The following is a 17,488-nucleotide window of genomic DNA, read 5'->3' on the forward strand; positions in this document are numbered from 1 at the left end:
GTTTGTTGCGTCGATCAAAAAACGTTTTCGGTGTCATCCTGTGGACAAGCCACGGGATGACAGTGTTAACATAAAATAAAGAAAATCATGGAAAATATAGAAACAATATTAAGGCTTGCTGAGGAAAAAATCTTATTAGTACAAAGCTTAAAAGATCTGCAAGAATATAAAGTAGAATTTTTAGGCAAAAACGGTATAGTGACCGGTGAACTTGAAAAATTAGGTAGTTTAAATGAACAGGAACGTAAAGAATTTGGCTTAAAAATCAATAAATTAAAAGATAAAATACAGAATATAATAAAAGCAAAAGAAGAAATTTTAGAGGAGCAGGAACTAAATTTTAAACTTGCTGCCGATAAAATTGATTTAACAATCCCTGCAAGAAGATATAAACAAGGTTCTATTCATCCAATAACACAATGTAGTGAGGAGTTAATACAAGTATTTTCGCAGTTTGGTTTTACTATAGAAAACGGACCGAATATCGAGAATGATTTTCATAATTTTACCGCTCTCAATTTTGAAGATGATCATCCCGCAAGGCAAATGCATGATACTTTTTATTTGAAAGGTCAGGAAAATAATAAGCCGCTGTTATTACGTACTCATACCTCAACAGTGCAGATTAGAGCTATGAAAAACGGCAAACCGCCTTTTAGGTTTATAGCACCGGGTAGGACTTATAGATCGGATTCGGATATGACGCATACGCCGATGTTCCACCAAATAGAAGGGCTTGTTATTGATAAAAATATCAATATGGGACATTTAAAATATGTTATCACGGAATTTATAAAAAGCTTTTTTGAAAATTCTAATATTGAATTACGTTTTAGACCCAGCTTTTTTCCATTTACCGAACCTTCTGCTGAAGTTGATATTCGGATGAATAAAAACGATAAATGGCTTGAGGTGCTAGGGTGCGGGATGGTTCATCCAAACGTACTTAAGAATGTTGGAATCGATAGCAGTGAGTATCAAGGCTTTGCTTTTGGGCTTGGAATAGAGCGTTTTGCGATGCTAAAATATAATATTAAAGATTTAAGACAATTTTTTGAAGGTGATATGCGTTGGCTTAGACATTATAACTTTACCTCATTTGATATACCGAATTTAGCAATGGGGTTAACAAAATGAAATTTACTTTATCATGGTTAAAACAATTTTTAGAGACATCGGCTTCGGTTATTGAAATTGCCGAGGCCCTAACAGCTATCGGCCTTGAAGTAGAAGAGGTGATAGATAAGGCAGGGGAGTTACAAAAATTTGAAGTAGCATATATAGCAAGTACTAAACCTCACCCGTCAGCTGATAAATTAAAGCTTTGTGATGTTGAGACTAAAAGCGGTATGCTACAAATAGTTTGTGGTGCGAGTAATGCAAGAGCAGGTATAAAAGTAGTACTTGCAAATATCGGAATAGAAATACCAAACGGTAAATTTAAGATTAAGGAATCTGTTATTAGAGGTGAAAAAAGCTGTGGTATGCTTTGCTCTGAAGAGGAATTACTGCTAGCTTCAGAGTCTGAAGGGATTATAGAGCTACCTGAAGATGCTGCGGTTGGAGAGAATTTTACTAAATATTACGGTTTAGATGATCCGGTATTTATTATTAACGTTACTCCTAACCGAGGTGATGCACTTGGAGTTTATGGCATTGCAAGAGATTTAGCAGCTAAAGGAATAGGAATACTTAAAGAGCTAGAAATTTCGGAAATAAAGAGTACATTCATTTCTAAAATGAAGCTTAACGTGCAAGATAAAGAAGCCTGCCCGTTATTTACTTTTAGAGAAATAAGAAATTTAAAAAATAAACCAAGCCCTGATTGGTTACGGAAATTATTAAAAAATGTCGGGGTAAAAACTATTTCAAGCTTAGTGGATGTAACAAATTATATTTCCTATAGCTTCGGGCAGCCTATGCATGCTTACGATGCGGATAGGATAAAAGGAGAGATTACTGTAGCACGTCATTGTAATCGTCATTGCGAGGAAAAACAATTATCATCCCGCGGCTTGACTGCGGGATCCAATGAAATTACTAGTGCTGTAAGTTGTTCTATGGATACCGTGGTCAAGCCACGGTATGACAAGGATGACGCAGTTACTTTCCACGCCCTAAACGGCAAAGAATATTTACTTACCAAAAATGATTTAGTTATAAAAGATGAAAGCGGTATTCAAGGTCTGGCTGGTGTCATTGGCGGGGCTGATAGTAGTTGTACTGATAGTACGAATAATATAATACTCGAAGCTGCTTGTTTTAATGCTAAAATGGTTGCAACTAGTGGGCGAAGATTCCAAATTGATACGGATGCTAGATATCGTAATGAGCGTAATATCGATAGAAATTTTACGGAAAAGGCTTTGGACATAGCAACTAATCTTATTTTGTCAATATGCGGAAACGGTGAAGTGTCGGAAGTAGTGAAAGTCGGTGAAAAAGAGTCACAAAAAAAATCTTTAGATTTTTCAGCATGCTATTTAGAAAAAATTACAGGAATTAAATTAAATATCAAAGAGATAGAAGCTATGTTAAATAAATTAGGATTTATTACGGATGTTAAAGGTGAGATTATAAAGGTAATAGCTCCTTCTTGGCGTCACGATATAACTATTTTAGAAGATATAGCTGAAGAAATCGCTCGTATTTACGGCTATGATAAAATAGAGAGTATAAAATTACCCGAACTAGACCAAGATAATAATAAGCTAAGAGAGCATAAAAGAATATCTAGTTTTAAAAGGATATTAGCAAGCAAAGGCTATGATGAGGTAGTAACTAACTCTTTTATGAGTAGCGAAGATGCAAAGTTGTTTGCTGAATTAAAAGAAGAGTTATTTTTGCTTAATTCTATTAGCATAGGAGACAATTATATGCGTCCTACTATACTACCAAATTTGTTAAGTATAGTAAGTAAAAATCTAGCACGCTCTATAAAAGATATGGCTTTTTTTGAAGTTGGGCCGAGTTTTGTAGATTTAAATACGGAAGCAACTTATTTGACGGCAATTATAAGCGGTTCATATAATAATAAAAATCCTCATTCGCTTGGACGGGGCTATGATGTTTTTGATCTTAAAGGTGATTTAGAGCTGGTAGTTGATTATGCAGGACTATCTATAGATAAATGTATAGCAACAAATGGGGCAGCATTGCCACAATATTATCATCCAACCAGAGCAGTAAATATAGGGCTTGGTAAAAATTTATTAGGTCATTTTGGGCAGATACACCCTAAAATCTTGAAATATTACGATATTAATCAGGAAATATTCGCATTCGAGCTAAATATTACAAATTTGCCGTTGATAAAAGCTAAATTCGGTAAAAGAGACGAATTTGCAGTATCGGATTTTCAATCTAATTTTAGAGATTACGCATTTATTGTTGATCAAGATCATAGAGTCGGTGAAATAATATCATATATAAATAATTTTAATAAAAAGCTTGTCAAATCAGTTATATTATTTGATATTTATAGCGGTGATAAATTACCTGAAGGTAAAAAATCTATAGCGGTTAAAATAGAGCTACAAGCGGATGATCGGACGTTATCTGATACTGATTTAAATTCGTTCAGTAAAGATTTAATTGCTGCCATCTCGCAAAAATTTCAAGGAACATTAAGAGAATAACAATATGTTAAAATTAATAGTTGAAACAAAAACGTTAGTTCAGTCCCTAGGGTTTGCAAGTTCCGTTGTTGAAAAACGTAATGTAATACCTGAATATGCAAACATTAAATTATCGGCAAAAGACGGCAATCTGGAACTTAGTTCTACTAATATGGATTTGTACTTAAGTCAAAAAATAGCAGTACAGGTAGTAAGTGAAGGCGAACTTACCGTTTCTACGAAAACTCTAAATGATATAGTCCGAAAACTTCCGGATTCCGAGCTTACATTAACAGATCTCGGTACAACGGGACTTGAGATCAAAGGAAAAAATTGTAAATTTAATTTATTTACTTTGCCGGTTAGTTCTTTTCCTGCAATGGATAGTATTAATCCTGAAGCAAGTTTTAAAATTTCCTGCACGGATTTTGCTAAAATAATCGAATCGACAAAATTTTCGATTTCTTTAGATGAAACTCGTTATAATTTAAACGGTGTTTATTTACACATAAAAGACAAAGAGTTTTGTTCGGCAAGTACCGATGGGCATAGACTTTCGATTTCATGGGTAACATTAGAAAAACAAATAAAGAATTTTGGAGTTATATTACCGCAAAAAAGTGCAGAGGAAATTTTAAAAATAGTTAAAGATCCTAAAAATATAAATGAAGATATAGAAATTTTATTAAGTAGCAATAAGATTAAGTTTATATGTAACGAAAATACTATTATGCTATCAAAGCTTATAGACGGTATTTTCCCTGATTATAGTACTTTTATTCCGGAAAGCAGTAGCTCAAAATTAGTAATTAATCGAAAAATATTTGCAGATAGTATAGAAAGGATAGCGATAATAACCGTTGAAAAATTTAGAGCGGTAAAATTATCGTTATCTCGTGAAACCTTAGAGATTAGTGCCGTCGGTGAAGCAAGAGGTAACGCAAAAGAGGTTATTAATTCTTCACAAGATAAGGAAAGTTTTTATGAATATAATAGTGATGAGTCTTTAGCTATAGGCTTTAATCCGCAATATTTGGAAGATGTCTTAAAAGCAGTGAAATCGGATTTAGTAGAACTATATTTTTCAGATGTTTCAGCACCGGTACTTATTAAATTTCCTGAGAATCCTAAAGATATTTTTGTCGTCATGCCTGTTAAGGTGTAGTCTTGTTACATGGATCAGTTTTCCCGTCATTGTGAGAAGGCATTGTTGCGTGGATCAATTTTACCTCTGTCATCCCGTGGTCGAGCCACGGTATGACACAGTGGGTTTTACCGGTCCACGCAAGAATGACATATTAGTTATGTTCAAATAATTTTTGACTAATAGCCAAAGCTTCTCTATTATTTCCCTCAAGCACACTAATTAAATATTGGTTATGAAGAAAATTATCGGATTATTTTTTGTAATTATACTTAGTGCAATAAGTACTAGTATCGTAGCGGATGATTATCCAAAAACAGAACGAGAGCAGAAATGGGACGAAGTAGGTTCTATAGCAGGTGAAGAAGGATTAGTTTTTAGACCGGGCAGGGTAAAAAATGAATCTACTAAAGCTGTAGGAGGCTCTGTTAATAAATATCTTTGGCAAGCAGCATTAGAGAATATAAGTTTTGCTCCTCTTGCATCAGCTGACTCAAACGGCGGCGTGATTATTACGGAATGGTATCGCCCACGCTCTAATCCTAATTTTCGATTTAAAATAAATATATTTATTAAAGACGATGTAATAAGCCCTGATTCAATTGATGTGAAAGTATTTGAAGAAATGCTTAAAAATAAACAATGGGTACTTAATGAAAACACCTCAAATCTTGCTATCACGCTTGAAGATAAAATTTTAAGAAAAGCTAGAGAGATATATATTAATAGTGCGAGGTAATAACAGTATTTCCGTCATTGCGAGGAAATTGCATAGCAATTGACTAAGCAATCTCAGGATATTTGATGAGATTGCCGCGCAGTCTACGACTGCTCGCAATGACGATGCAGCATATAAATTATAAAAAAATATGAACCAAATAGAACAAAAATGGCAGCAAATTTGGCAAGAAGAAAAAGCTTTTGAAGTATCAAACGAGAGTAGCAAGCCAAAATATTACGTACTTGAAATGTTGCCTTATCCTTCCGGTAAAATCCATGTAGGTCATGTACGCAACTATTCTATAGGTGATGTTATTGCAAGGTTTATGACTATGCAAGGTTTTAACGTGCTTCATCCGATGGGCTGGGATGCTTTTGGGCTACCTGCCGAAAATGCCGCAATAAAAAATAATTCTCATCCGAAAGATTGGACTTATTCTAATATCGAGAATATGAAAAAGCAGCTAAAATCTATGGGTTTTTCTTATGATTGGTCTAGAGAGATAAATAGTTGTGATCCTGAGTATTATAAACATGAGCAGAAATTCTTTTTAGAGCTTTATGAACGAAATCTTGCTTATCAAAAAGAATCACTTGTTAATTGGGATCCGGTTGATAATACCGTTCTTGCGAATGAGCAAGTTGTAGACGGGCGTGGTTGGCGTTCAGGTGCAATTGTTGAGAAACGCTATTTAAAGCAATGGTTCTTAAAAATCACCGATTATGCTGAAGAATTATTAAACGAAATTCAGAATTTAAAAGAGTGGCCTGAAGCTATTCGGTCTATGCAAGAGAAATGGATAGGTAAATCGATAGGTGCTAACTTTCATTTCAAAATTAAGGATAATGAAGATACTACTATAGAAGTATTCTCAACCAAACCTGAAACTATTTTCGGAGCTGGCTTTATAGGAATTGCCTTTAATCATCCGATAATAGAACGGTTAGTTTCCAAAACACCTGAGATACTAGCTTTTATAACTAAATGTTCACATATTACAGGAAGTAGCGAACTAGAAAAGGCTGAAAAAGAGGGAGTGTTTACCGGTCTTTATGTCATTCATCCTTTTGACTCTAATATAATATTGCCGGTTATTATTACGAATTTCGTGTTAATGGATTACGGCACTGGTGCTGTTTTCGGTTGTCCTGCTCATGACGAACGTGACCATGAATTAGCCGTTAAAATGAATTTACCTATTAAACAAGTAATAAAAGCAGATATTGATGTACAAAAGACCGCTTACACGGAAGATGGAATTTTGGTTAACTCAGATTTTCTAAACGGCTTAACTAGTAATGAAGCAAAACAAAAAATCATTAGGGAATTTGAGAAACTAGGTATAGGTAAACGCAGCGTAAATTATCGTCTAAAAGATTGGGGGATTTCTCGTCAACGCTTTTGGGGATGTCCTATTCCTATGATTCACTGCGAAGCTTGCGGCATAGTTCCCGTACCTTACAAAGACTTACCCGTTACGTTACCTGATGACGTAAATTTTGACGGTCACGGTAATCCGCTTGATCATCATCCTAGTTGGAAACATGTTAATTGTCCGAAATGCGATAAGCCGGCTGTTCGTGAAACCGATACTTTTGATACATTTTTTGAATCATCTTGGTATTTTACGAGATATTGCAATAGCAATGCTACAGATATGACCGATAAAAAAGCTTGTGATTATTGGCTACCGGTCGATAAATATATAGGCGGCATAGAGCATGCGGTAATGCATTTATTATATGCAAGGTTTTTCACTAAGGTAATGAACGAACAGAATTACGTAAGCGTTCGTGAGCCTTTTAAAGGATTGTTTACTCAAGGGATGGTGCTACATGCTACTTATAAAGACGAGCATAATAATTGGTTATATCCTGAAGAAGTAGTTAAAAAAGGTAATGAATTTTTTCATAAAGAAAGCAATAATAGAGTAGTGCAGGGACGCATTGAGAAGATGAGTAAATCTAAAAAGAACCTCATCGATCTTGAGACAATGCAAGATCAATACGGGGCAGATGCGATTAGGTTTTTTGTGCTGTCCGATAGTCCGCCTGAGAAAGATCTAGAATGGTCGGCAAGCGGTATTGAAGGCTGCTCACGTTTTATTAATAGGCTTGAGCATATGTTTGAGGCGATAGATTCTTTAAAAGATGATATAACTGAAATTAGTAAAGAGTTAAATAGATTAGTATATTTTACAATAAAGCATGTCGCCGAAGATATAAAGCATTTTGCCCTAAACAGAGCAATAGCACGTATGCGTGAGCTTTCTAATGCTATATCTGCTGAAATATCCAAAGATAAAATTGATGTTGAAACCGTAAGGCATGGCTTTAATGTTTTAGTACAGCTACTAAATCCTTTTATCCCGCATATTACGGAAGAAATTTGGCAGAAGCTTGGCAATAAAGAGCGATTATATAATTCGTCTTTTCCTGCATTTGATGAATCAATGCTAGAGTTAGATACATATATTATGGCAGTGCAGGTTAACGGCAAACTCCGTGATACCTATGAGTTTAAAACTTCCGTAAGTGAAGATGAAATAAAGCAAATTACCGTCAGTCTGCCAAAGGTACAAAAGTTCTTAGAGGGAAAAGAACTGAAGAAGATTATCCTCGTTCCTCGTAAAATTGTGAATATTATTGTTTGAAGTGAAAGATTGTGGGGATTAAAAACTAGTCAGAATGTCATACCATGGTCCTTCCATGGTATCCAGCTAAAATACTAAATTTAGTACTTTAAGTTGTTTCTAGATACCGTGGTCAAGCCGCAGTATGACACCTAGCATACTTTTATTGCATTACCACCATACTAAAAAAAGTAGTATTACCTAAAACCACCTGCTCATGTTTATCTAATGAAGAGTCATAATGCTTCGTCTCATTTATAAAGTTACTGCAATTATTATGGTAAGTACCTTTTGAAGCACCCTTATAACTCTGATAAGATGAAGTTTCATAATGCCCTAGATCTTCTCTAAGGTAATAGTAAATATTGTCTGTTATTGGCATTAATACTTTATCTATTATATAATTGGCTGCCCACCAAAATGCGGCAAAAACACCGCCATCAATACTTAAAGTATCTTCTTCTGTTTCACAAGTTATAACCCTAGGATAACAGAGGTTTGCTATACTATCTAACCCCGATTATGGATAAGAAATACATGGTTTATTAGGTTTAAGTTGGTAAGCAATAAGAGCAGAGAATAAAGAAGTAAAAAAATTAATAGGTGATCGATGTCTGAAAGGAGTAATATTAAAATTCTCTTTTATGTAGCCAAAAATGGTTTCGATAATGAATCTCTTCCTTAAAAGGATTTTATCCAAAAGAGGTAATAAATAGTTTTTCATATCCTTTCTTATTCCGGTAATTTTTATTAAACCTTGCTTATAAAGTTTTGTAAACATTTTTTCTGAAATAAACCCCTTATCATCATAACACTTACCTTTTAGACCTTTTTGATAACCATTGCTTCAAATGCAATTCTGTCATCAACATTACCTTTGGTAATTTTAACAGCAATAATTTCTCCCTTATCATTGATTATCATATGAAGCTTGAATCCAAAAAACCAATCGACAGAACTACGTCCCATTTTTGCAAGATTATTAAAAGTTCTGTTAGAATTAATTCTGATATTTTTACATACTGCAAAATGTGTGGAATCTGCATAATAAATTCCCGTTCTTTTCCCACTTAAGTAATGTAACATCACAATCAATGGCAGAAATAATGAAGGAATAAGCTGAACAAATCTCTCATAACAAGGTGGATTCCTGAACAAATTACCATTAATAATAAAGTTTTGGTAATAAGCTTTTAAATGTTTATATGCACTAAAATGGTAAAAATCATTATTGAGAGTTCTTCACTTAAGGAAAGCTTACCTTCTCTAAATCTTTGCTTATTACTTTTCAGCAATTGATGTTTTACCCATTTCTCATAAATTTTACAAAATTTATCTACTATACAAAATATTGTAGTATATTTACACATGTTATTAAACCTTTATTTTACTCCTTCAGTGCCCTATTTATATAAGGTTTAATAACTCTTGCAACCTTCCTTCCTCTCTATTCCTTATCCATAATCGGGGTTATCTAGACTTAGATTTAAATTTAAATCTGACTCTGAATCTAGCACGTCTATTTTTTTCTATTAGTCATAAAGATCCCCTTTTAAGTTACTAATTAATTAAACTTTTTATATAACTTGCTTCTAAGGGTAAATTTGTATGTCAATCCGGTACTCGCATCCTCACGTACTTTTAGGTACACTGTGGCAGGTAAGCACTTCCGTGTTTCCTTCAAATTCTTCCTTATTAGCTACATTATGCAATAAGTCTATTGTAGGCTAAGTAATTTAAAAAAATCAATTAGCCTCTTAAATAGAGTGCAGGATTTTATACCTGAAGTCAATTTATTATGTTAATAAGTTAATATTTTTATTAATTTATCTTAATTTAAATTAATGCATTAATGCATAAAAATATCGATTTCATTCCAACCGAGTAAATCTAAATTAGCTCTTGTCGGTAAAAAACGGAAAATATCTTGGGCCAGTTCATATCTATTTTCTTTAAGTAGCATTTTTTGTAAAATATCTTTTAACTGATGCAAATAAAGCACATCTTTTGCTGCATATTCTTTTTGTTCTGAAGATAAATTGTCAGCACCCCAATAGGAAGATTGTTGTTGTTTTGAAATATTTATATTAAGCAATTCTCGGCACAAATCGTTAAGCCCATGACTATCGGTATAAGTTCTAACTAGTTTTGAAGATATTTTAGTACAAAAGATATTTTCTAAATCTATACTTAAATATTTTTTTATGGATGCTAGATCAAATCTAGCAAAATGAAATATCTTGCATCTAGTTTTATCTAGTAATAATGCTTTTAAATTAGGAGCTATATAATCTTGATTTGTAAAATGAACAAGATGAGCTTCACCATTGCCGTTACTAAATTGTAGCAAACATAGTTTATCTCTATGTAGATTTAGCCCCATTGTCTCGGTGTCTATAGCTAGATCTCCTTCAAGTTCAAAATTATTAGGTAGGTCGTTTTGATAAATTTTTATAGTCATAAATGATTTTTAATTCCTTTTAATCAATAATGTTGTTATGTGGTTCGTTTTCCCGTCATTGTGAGGAAAAGCTGCAAGTTTTGACGAAGTAATCTCGGGAGTTTGTTATTATTTAATGAGATTGCCACGCAGCCTACGGCTGCTCGCAAGGCATTGTTGCGTGTATCAATTTTACCTCTGTCATCCCGTGGCTTGACCACGGGGTGACACAGTGGATTTTATCTATCCACGCAACAACTCCTGCTTGCAATGACGATACCTACCTTTGACTAGGTGTGTCTTTTATTGTAAACACCTGCTCATTTGGAGCAGCTACTCCTAAAACTTTCTTTGCTTGTTCTTCTAACATATCTTTATTTAGCGATTCCGTTCGGAGTAATTTGACGTTATGTTCAAGTTCTACTCTTTCTGCTCGTAAGCCTTTTAGTTCATCATAAGCTTTTTCAAGCTGCCTATTTACTTTTAAATATGCAATAATCCCTTTGTTACCATATATGCAATGAAAAACAAAATATCCAAGCAGTAAAGCTAAAAAGATATTTAAAATTATTTTTTTAGAATGATTATTTAAATGTATTATCATAAATATATATTCATAAGAAATAATACCGGAGCAGTTAAAATAATACTATCAAATCTGTCTAGTATTCCTCCATGACCGGGTATTATATGACCGCTATCTTTAATATTAAATTTTCGCTTAAAATATGAAATAAATAAATCACTTAATTGAGCTATTAATGCTAATATACAACTAATTATAAACAAATAAATTTTATTTGAAAAATAGTAATTTTCAATATGAAAGTTTGGTATAAAACTAACTAATACCGCAACTAAACCTGCTGATAATACTCCCGTAACTAAACCGCTCCAAGTTTTTTTAGGACTGATTTTTGGAGCAAGTTTTGCTCCTTTAAAAATTTTGCCGCCAATCATAGCGAAAGTATCTACCGACCAAATTATGCAAAAATAAAGCATAATAAGCCACCTATTGGTATCTTCCATAATTAAAAATATTAATAGGCTTATAGGAATCGGAATAATAATTAGCCCGATTAATAGAAAAGGAATAGAAGAATAGGTCATATTATACCATTCACTTAACATTCCCATACCTACTATTATCATTAGAATATAGAATAAAGGCTTAAACCATAATATAGCTATAACAAATAACGGAACTAAAACTATACCGGACAGGATTCTTAAATATATATTTTGTTTATCTTTTGCCAAATGTTCTTTTCCTTTTTGAGTAATCATTTATAGCTTCTAGTATATCATCTTTATTAAAATCAGGCCAATATTTGGATGAGAAATATAATTCAGCATAAGCTGCTTGCCAAAGCAAGAAATTACTGATGCGATAAACCTCGCCCGGTCTTATTAATAAATCTACATCCGGCATTTCAGGATCATATAAAGCGTGTTGTATATCGCTTTCACTTACTTCTTTTTTACCGCTTGCAATAATTTTTGTGTAGGCATCAACTATTTCTTGGCGACTTCCATAACTAAAAGCTATACAAAGCGTTATTTTATTATTATTTTTTGTTAATTCTATAGCATTATTTATTTGTTTTTGCAATGAGCTACTTAATAAATTAAGCCTACCTATTACTTTTATTTTAACGCCGTTTTTATGTAAACTGTTTAATTCATTTTTTAAATAAATACTTAATAATTTTATTAAGAAATCTACTTCCGTGCTTGAACGTTGCCAATTTTCGGAAGAGAAAGTATATAAAGTTACGTACGGCACGCCAAGATTAATAAACTCAGGGAGTAATTCACGAATTTTATCGGCTCCTGCTTTATGCCCTTCAGATTTTGTTAAGTTATGCCGATCTGCCCAACGAGCATTCCCATCCATTATTATTGCTAAATGTTTTATGTTAGTCATTATTTTATATTTTAGATGTTGCTGCATGGATCGAAAAACGTACTTGATGTAATACCGTGGCTTGTCCACGGTATCCAGAATAACAACTTAATAATGTTATTTTTTTGTTTATTTTCCTAGATCCCGTGAATAAATCACGGGATGACAGAGAAAACAAAAGCTATATTTTAGGTATTTCGATTCTTACCGATAGTCCGCCTAAATCCTTGCTATCTTCTAAATAAATAGAGCCTTTGTGATCGTTTATTATTTCTTTAGTAATAGCAAGCCCAAGTCCTACGTTACTTGCATTATCAAGCTGTCTTGCTTTATCCGATCTATAAAACGGTTTAAATACAAGGTGTTTTTCCGTATCATCTATACCGGGACCGTTATCCTCAATAATTATAGCTACGGTAGATGAATTATCTTTTGAAGATATCTTAATTTTAGTTCCATATTTTATAGCGTTACCGATTAAATTAGACAAGGCTCTTTCAAAAGAATTCGGCTTAATTCGTACTTCTAGTTTATCTAAATTAATAGATTTTATAAATTCAATATCTACATGTGACCATTTGTTTAAAAGATGTTCCATCCAAGGTAATAATAAAATTTCTTCAAATTCTTCTGTACTTTCACCCTTAGCAAAATCTAAATAAGAATTTATCATTTGCTGCATAGTTAATATATCTTGTTTTAATCCTTTGATTTCTTCGCTTTCTTCCATCAATTCAAGTTGTAGCTTCATTCTTGTTAAAGGAGTTCTAAGATCATGCGAAATCATAGCAAGCATAGTGGTTCTTTTAGTAATTTGTTTTTCTATACGGGCTTTCATTTTTAAAAAAGCAAGCCCTGCTTTTCTTATTTCTAAGGCTCCTGAAGGTTTGAAATTTTTGCCTTTTAAAACACCTTGACCAAATTTATCCATGCTATCCGCAAGAGTGAGTATTGATTTAATTTGATTTTTGGAGAAAATAATAGAAACAGAAAGTAATATAACTGTTAAAGATATAATCCATAAAACAAATATATATACTGTAGGATTAAGTAGTAACTTTGCGGGAAAAGTAATATATAATATTCCATCTTTTAATTCTAAAAATACTTCAATTTTATTTTCTTTATTTAGTTTAACTATATTTTTTTCATGGATTTTTGTAGCTAAAATATTTTTAAATATAGTTAGAGGCTCACTTAATTTAGGTTGTTTTATAGATAATTTTTTACTAAGCTGAAATTGATAAGATAAATTAAGATAATTTTCCGATAAATGGGTTATCTCTCTTGAATTATTTCTATGTTCTTTAATCAGTGATTCTATTTCATTGATAATAATAGTACTAGTATAATATGAAACATTATACCAATGACGATCGTAAAACAAAAATATAGCAACGATTTGTCCTATTAAAATCGGAATGATTATAATAAACATAAACCGTACAAGTAATGTTCTCGGTAAAGCATATTTCAAAGAACTTGATACAAGCGAATTTTTCAAGACTCGCCTGTGTTCACGTATTTTTATACGCTGTGCAGGCTCGCTTTTAAATTCATCTTGTCTGAAGTTCTTTGAAATATGTTGTAATAATTTAGATATAAAGTGCATAGCCCTCATTACGCACGGTTTTTAAATATTTCGGTTCTTTTGGGTTGTCTTCTATTTTGCTTCTTATTCTTGTAATTTGTACGTCGATAGAACGCATACTAAGCCCTCCCATTATTTTTGAAAGTTCAAAACGACTAGTAGATTTACCGGAATTTTTTATTAATATCTCAAGTAATTTTTGTTCAGTAGAGCTAAGAGATACAATTTGATTATTCTTGGTAAATTCTTTTGTATCGGAATTATAAAAATTATTGCCGAATTTAATTATATTCGTTTCTTTTTTAAAGTTATTATAATTATTGATTAAGTTATTTATCCGAAGTAATAATTCTCTCGGTTCAAAAGGTTTAGTTATATAATCAGAGGCACCGGCTTCAAGTCCTTTAACACGGTCATCGGCTTCCGATAAAGCAGTAAGCATAACTATAGGGATATTATTACCGGCATCCCTTATAGTAGTAGCAAAATCAAGCCCTGTTATTTCAGGTAACATAACATCTAAAATAATTAAATCATAATTAGAAGTTTTTAATAGATTTTTAGCTTCTATGACTGAGCTTGCCGTTGATACTAAAAACTCGTTTTTATATAAAAACTGCTTTAAAAGTGCTAATATTCTGCTATCATCATCAACGATTAAAATATGTGCTTTGTATGTATGCATACTCGTTTAAAATTGGTATTAGCTTTTCTATCATTGCAAGCCGGTATTGCTTGCGTGGATCAATTCCACTGTTTTCATCCTACGACTTGATCGCGGGATCCAGTTAAAAATACTAATGATTTTAGTATTTTTTATTGTTTTTTGGATACCGTGGTCAAGCCACGGTATGACACCAAATGCGTTTTTCGATCCACGCAACAACGCTACTCGCAATGACGATTGACAATACTTTAATATAAATATAGGTTAATGACAATGATAAAACTAGAGCAAATTTTTTGGCATGTTTGGATTAACGGTGATTTAGTTCCTTATCAATTTGCAAGGATTCATGTTTTAACTCATAGTCTGCATTATTCAGGATCGGTATTTGAGGGTGAGAGAGCTTATAACGGCAAAGTTTTTAAACTAAAAGAACATACGGAAAGATTAATAAAATCAGCAGAAGCATTAGGTTTGAAAGTACCGTATAATGTTGATGAGATTATGAAAGCTCATGAACTTGTAATAAAACAAAATAATATTAAGGATGCATATATAAGACCGCTTATTTGGAGTGGAGACGAGTCGCTAAATATCACTAATCAGTATTTATCTACTAATCTTTTGATTGCCGGTATTCCATCTATGCTGAGGTCTTTTGAGAAAGGTATAAATTTGCATGTAAGCCACTGGCGTAAAGCAATGCCTGATAGCACGCCGGTACAATCTAAATCCGCCGCTCAATATAATATGGCAATAACGAGTACAAAAGAAGCTAAAGCTCTTGGCTATGATGATGCATTATTACTTGATTATGAAGGGTATATCGCTGAATGCACTACAACAAATATTTTCTTTGTTAAAGATAAAACATTATATACTCCAATTGCTGATAGGTTTTTAAACGGTATAACAAGACAGACTATTATTGAAATTGCAAAAGATTTAGGTCTAGAAGTAAAAGAAGAGCGTTTAAAATTAGAGCAAATAGAGGATTTTACCGGATGCTTTGTTACAGGCACGGCAATCGAGGTACAAAATATTGATTCTATAGATTTAGGCAATAAAAAGATTACTTTCGATGATCATCAAATTGCAGATCGTTTGAAAGAAGAGTATGGGCGTGTTGTTAGGGAGTAGAAGAAACGTCATTGCGAGGAGGTATTGCCCGTGCGTGGATACCGAGTCGTCATTGCGAGCAGTCGTAGACTGCGTGGCAATCTCATCAAATAATAACAAACTCCTGAGATTGCTTCGTCGCATTACTACGTAATTCTTCTCGCAATGACGATTTAATAAGCTAAACAATTAAAATCAAAAAAATCATGCATAACATATTTAAAGGTTTAATTACCGCACTTATAACACCTTTTAAAGATAATAAGTTAGACTTATATGCTTTAGAGAGAATTTTAAAATATCAAATAAAGCATGAAGTCGATGCAGTATTAATTGCAGGCTCAACCGGAGAAGGTAGTAGTTTAAGCTTTGAAGAGTATAAATTATTACTGCAAACTAGCGTAGAAATCGTTAATAAGCGTATTCCTATAATAAGCGGGTGTTCATCAAATAATACTGCTTATGCACGAGAACTTGCAGCGGAATCTACAAAAATCGGTGTAGATGGTTTTATGGCTAGTCCGCCATCTTATGTAAAACCTACCCAACACGGGATTTATAAGCATTTTGAAGCATTGCATGAAGCGTGTAATCTACCTATTATGTTATATTCAGCTCCAACTAGAAGCGGAGTAGATTTTTCTGATGAGACAATATTGAAACTTAGCAAGCTACTGCGTATTTTAGCATTAAAAGATTGTGGCGTAGATTTAGAACGTCCATTGCGGATTAGAGCAATAGTTAAAGAGGATTTCAACATTTTAACCGGTAATGATGAAGTAGTCTTAGCTTTTAACGCTCAAGGTGGGGTAGGGTGGACTTCCGTAGCTTCTAATATTGCTCCCAATATGTGTAAAGAACTATTAGAGAAGTGGTATAAGAATGATACTAAAGGAGCATTAGGAATCCATCAGAAATTACTGCCTTTATATAAAGCATTATTTGTAGAATCTAATCCGATTCCAATAAAATATGCTGCACATTATTTAGGTTTATGTGAAAATGAAATTAGACTCCCATTAACTGAAGCAAGTGATAGTGCTAAAAAACAAATTGAAAACATCATAACATCACTATCCATAAAAATATGACCGAATATAAGAAAGTTATTGCACAAAATAAGAAAGCCCTTTTTAATTATTTTATTGAAGAAAGATTAGAAGCAGGTATTGTATTAAAGGGTAGTGAAGTACAGTCTCTGCGTCAAGGCAAAGCTTCTATAGAAGAAAGTCATGCGGCAGATACCGTACATGAGGTATTTTTGTATAACTGCCATATTGCAGAATATGAAAAAGCGAATAGATTTAATCATTCTACTCGTAGACCGCGTAAATTATTGTTGCATACTAAAGAGATAAAGAAAATTATCGGTAGAATTAGAATAAAAGGCTATACGCTAGTAGCTCTTTCTATGTATTTTAATAAAAAAAATAAAGTGAAAGTTGAACTTGGTATTGCTAAAGGTAAGAAATTACATGATAAAAGAGAGTCAATTAAAGAAAAAGACTGGAAAAGAGATCAGAGCAGATTCATAAGACAGAAGTAATGGATTTTGTTGTGTGGGTTCGACGTATTCGGTGTCATCCCGTGGCTTGACCACGGGATCCAGAAAAATAAACTTTAATATCAATAATTTTAATATTTTAAGCTG

The 17,488-nt window shown here is 32.9% G+C and carries 18 protein-coding genes and 1 pseudogene; 8 read left to right on the top strand and 11 right to left on the bottom strand.

Annotated elements, in window-relative coordinates; all coding sequences use genetic code 11:
- Window positions 1–87: 87 nt before the first annotated feature.
- The 5 genes from pheS (at window position 88) to leuS (ending at window position 8,135) form a co-directional block, all read left to right on the top strand.
- A complete protein-coding gene (gene pheS, locus RMONA_RS04320; protein WP_023507817.1) occupies window positions 88–1,137 on the top strand; it encodes a phenylalanine--tRNA ligase subunit alpha in 1,050 nt (349 codons plus the stop codon).
- Window positions 1,134–3,638 carry a phenylalanine--tRNA ligase subunit beta gene (gene pheT, locus RMONA_RS04325; protein WP_023507818.1) on the top strand — a complete coding sequence of 835 codons (2,505 nt, stop codon included), beginning with the start codon at window positions 1,134–1,136 and terminating at the stop codon, window positions 3,636–3,638. The genes pheS and pheT overlap by 4 nt, the downstream gene beginning before the upstream one ends.
- 4 nt (window positions 3,639–3,642) lie before the next feature.
- Window positions 3,643–4,782 (top strand): DNA polymerase III subunit beta, encoded by a 1,140-nt coding sequence (gene dnaN / locus RMONA_RS04330; protein WP_023507819.1) that lies wholly within the window; start codon window positions 3,643–3,645, stop codon window positions 4,780–4,782.
- 214 nt (window positions 4,783–4,996) lie between these two features.
- Complete coding sequence (locus RMONA_RS04335; protein WP_023507820.1) at window positions 4,997–5,500, top strand: DUF3576 domain-containing protein; 504 nt, start codon at window positions 4,997–4,999, stop codon at window positions 5,498–5,500.
- Window positions 5,501–5,630: 130 nt separating this feature from the next.
- Window positions 5,631–8,135, top strand: coding sequence for a leucine--tRNA ligase (gene leuS, locus RMONA_RS04340; RefSeq protein WP_023507821.1), 2,505 nt, complete (start codon window positions 5,631–5,633; stop codon window positions 8,133–8,135).
- A 142-nt stretch (window positions 8,136–8,277) separates the two neighbouring features.
- Here the strand turns inward: leuS and RMONA_RS04345 are convergent, their stop codons facing one another.
- From RMONA_RS04345 to RMONA_RS11455, 11 genes and pseudogenes are all read right to left on the bottom strand, one after another.
- Entirely contained in the window at window positions 8,278–8,496 is a 219-nt protein-coding gene (locus RMONA_RS04345; protein ID WP_023507822.1) for a hypothetical protein, read from the bottom strand.
- Window positions 8,497–8,634: 138 nt separating this feature from the next.
- Window positions 8,635–8,895: a transposase gene (locus RMONA_RS10925; RefSeq protein WP_023507776.1), complete on the bottom strand. Its 261-nt coding sequence runs from the start codon at window positions 8,893–8,895 to the stop codon at window positions 8,635–8,637.
- A gap of 41 nt (window positions 8,896–8,936) precedes the next feature.
- Window positions 8,937–9,200, bottom strand: coding sequence for a transposase (locus RMONA_RS10930; protein WP_023507103.1), 264 nt, complete (start codon window positions 9,198–9,200; stop codon window positions 8,937–8,939).
- A 480-nt stretch (window positions 9,201–9,680) separates the two neighbouring features.
- Window positions 9,681–9,835 (bottom strand): annotated as a pseudogene (locus RMONA_RS11450) (palindromic element RPE1 domain-containing protein); the annotation flags it as partial.
- A 128-nt stretch (window positions 9,836–9,963) separates the two neighbouring features.
- Window positions 9,964–10,575 (bottom strand): ribonuclease D, encoded by a 612-nt coding sequence (locus RMONA_RS04360; RefSeq protein WP_023507823.1) that lies wholly within the window; start codon window positions 10,573–10,575, stop codon window positions 9,964–9,966.
- A gap of 259 nt (window positions 10,576–10,834) precedes the next feature.
- Window positions 10,835–11,158, bottom strand: a complete 324-nt coding sequence (locus tag RMONA_RS04365) for an FtsB family cell division protein (protein ID WP_008579820.1) — start codon at window positions 11,156–11,158, stop codon at window positions 10,835–10,837.
- On the bottom strand, window positions 11,155–11,841 hold the full coding sequence (locus tag RMONA_RS04370; RefSeq protein WP_023507824.1) for a phosphatidate cytidylyltransferase: 687 nt from the start codon (window positions 11,839–11,841) through the stop codon (window positions 11,155–11,157). Before RMONA_RS04370 ends, RMONA_RS04365 begins: the two co-directional genes overlap by 4 nt.
- Window positions 11,801–12,508, bottom strand: coding sequence for a polyprenyl diphosphate synthase (uppS, locus tag RMONA_RS04375; RefSeq protein ID WP_023507825.1), 708 nt, complete (start codon window positions 12,506–12,508; stop codon window positions 11,801–11,803). Before uppS ends, RMONA_RS04370 begins: the two co-directional genes overlap by 41 nt.
- A gap of 133 nt (window positions 12,509–12,641) precedes the next feature.
- Complete coding sequence (locus RMONA_RS04380; protein ID WP_023507826.1) at window positions 12,642–14,072, bottom strand: palindromic element RPE3 domain-containing protein; 1,431 nt, start codon at window positions 14,070–14,072, stop codon at window positions 12,642–12,644.
- Complete coding sequence (locus tag RMONA_RS04385) at window positions 14,056–14,736, bottom strand: response regulator transcription factor (protein WP_023507827.1); 681 nt, start codon at window positions 14,734–14,736, stop codon at window positions 14,056–14,058. The genes RMONA_RS04380 and RMONA_RS04385 overlap by 17 nt, the downstream gene beginning before the upstream one ends.
- A 30-nt stretch (window positions 14,737–14,766) precedes the next feature.
- A complete protein-coding gene (locus tag RMONA_RS11455; protein ID WP_410526364.1) occupies window positions 14,767–14,949 on the bottom strand; it encodes a hypothetical protein in 183 nt (60 codons plus the stop codon).
- A 36-nt stretch (window positions 14,950–14,985) separates the two neighbouring features.
- Between RMONA_RS11455 and RMONA_RS04390 the strand changes: the two genes are divergently transcribed.
- The 3 genes from RMONA_RS04390 to smpB all read left to right on the top strand — a co-directional run bounded on the left by RMONA_RS04390 (window position 14,986) and on the right by smpB (window position 17,383).
- A complete protein-coding gene (locus RMONA_RS04390) occupies window positions 14,986–15,858 on the top strand; it encodes a branched-chain amino acid transaminase (protein ID WP_037231428.1) in 873 nt (290 codons plus the stop codon).
- Between the two features lie 185 nt (window positions 15,859–16,043).
- Entirely contained in the window at window positions 16,044–16,928 is an 885-nt protein-coding gene (dapA, locus tag RMONA_RS04395) for a 4-hydroxy-tetrahydrodipicolinate synthase (protein WP_023507829.1), read from the top strand.
- Window positions 16,925–17,383, top strand: a complete 459-nt coding sequence (gene smpB, locus RMONA_RS04400) for an SsrA-binding protein SmpB (RefSeq protein WP_023507830.1) — start codon at window positions 16,925–16,927, stop codon at window positions 17,381–17,383. The genes dapA and smpB overlap by 4 nt, the downstream gene beginning before the upstream one ends.
- The last annotated feature ends 105 nt before the right edge of the window (window positions 17,384–17,488 follow it).

The organism is Rickettsia monacensis (genome assembly GCF_000499665.2).
Classification (GTDB): domain Bacteria; phylum Pseudomonadota; class Alphaproteobacteria; order Rickettsiales; family Rickettsiaceae; genus Rickettsia; species Rickettsia tamurae.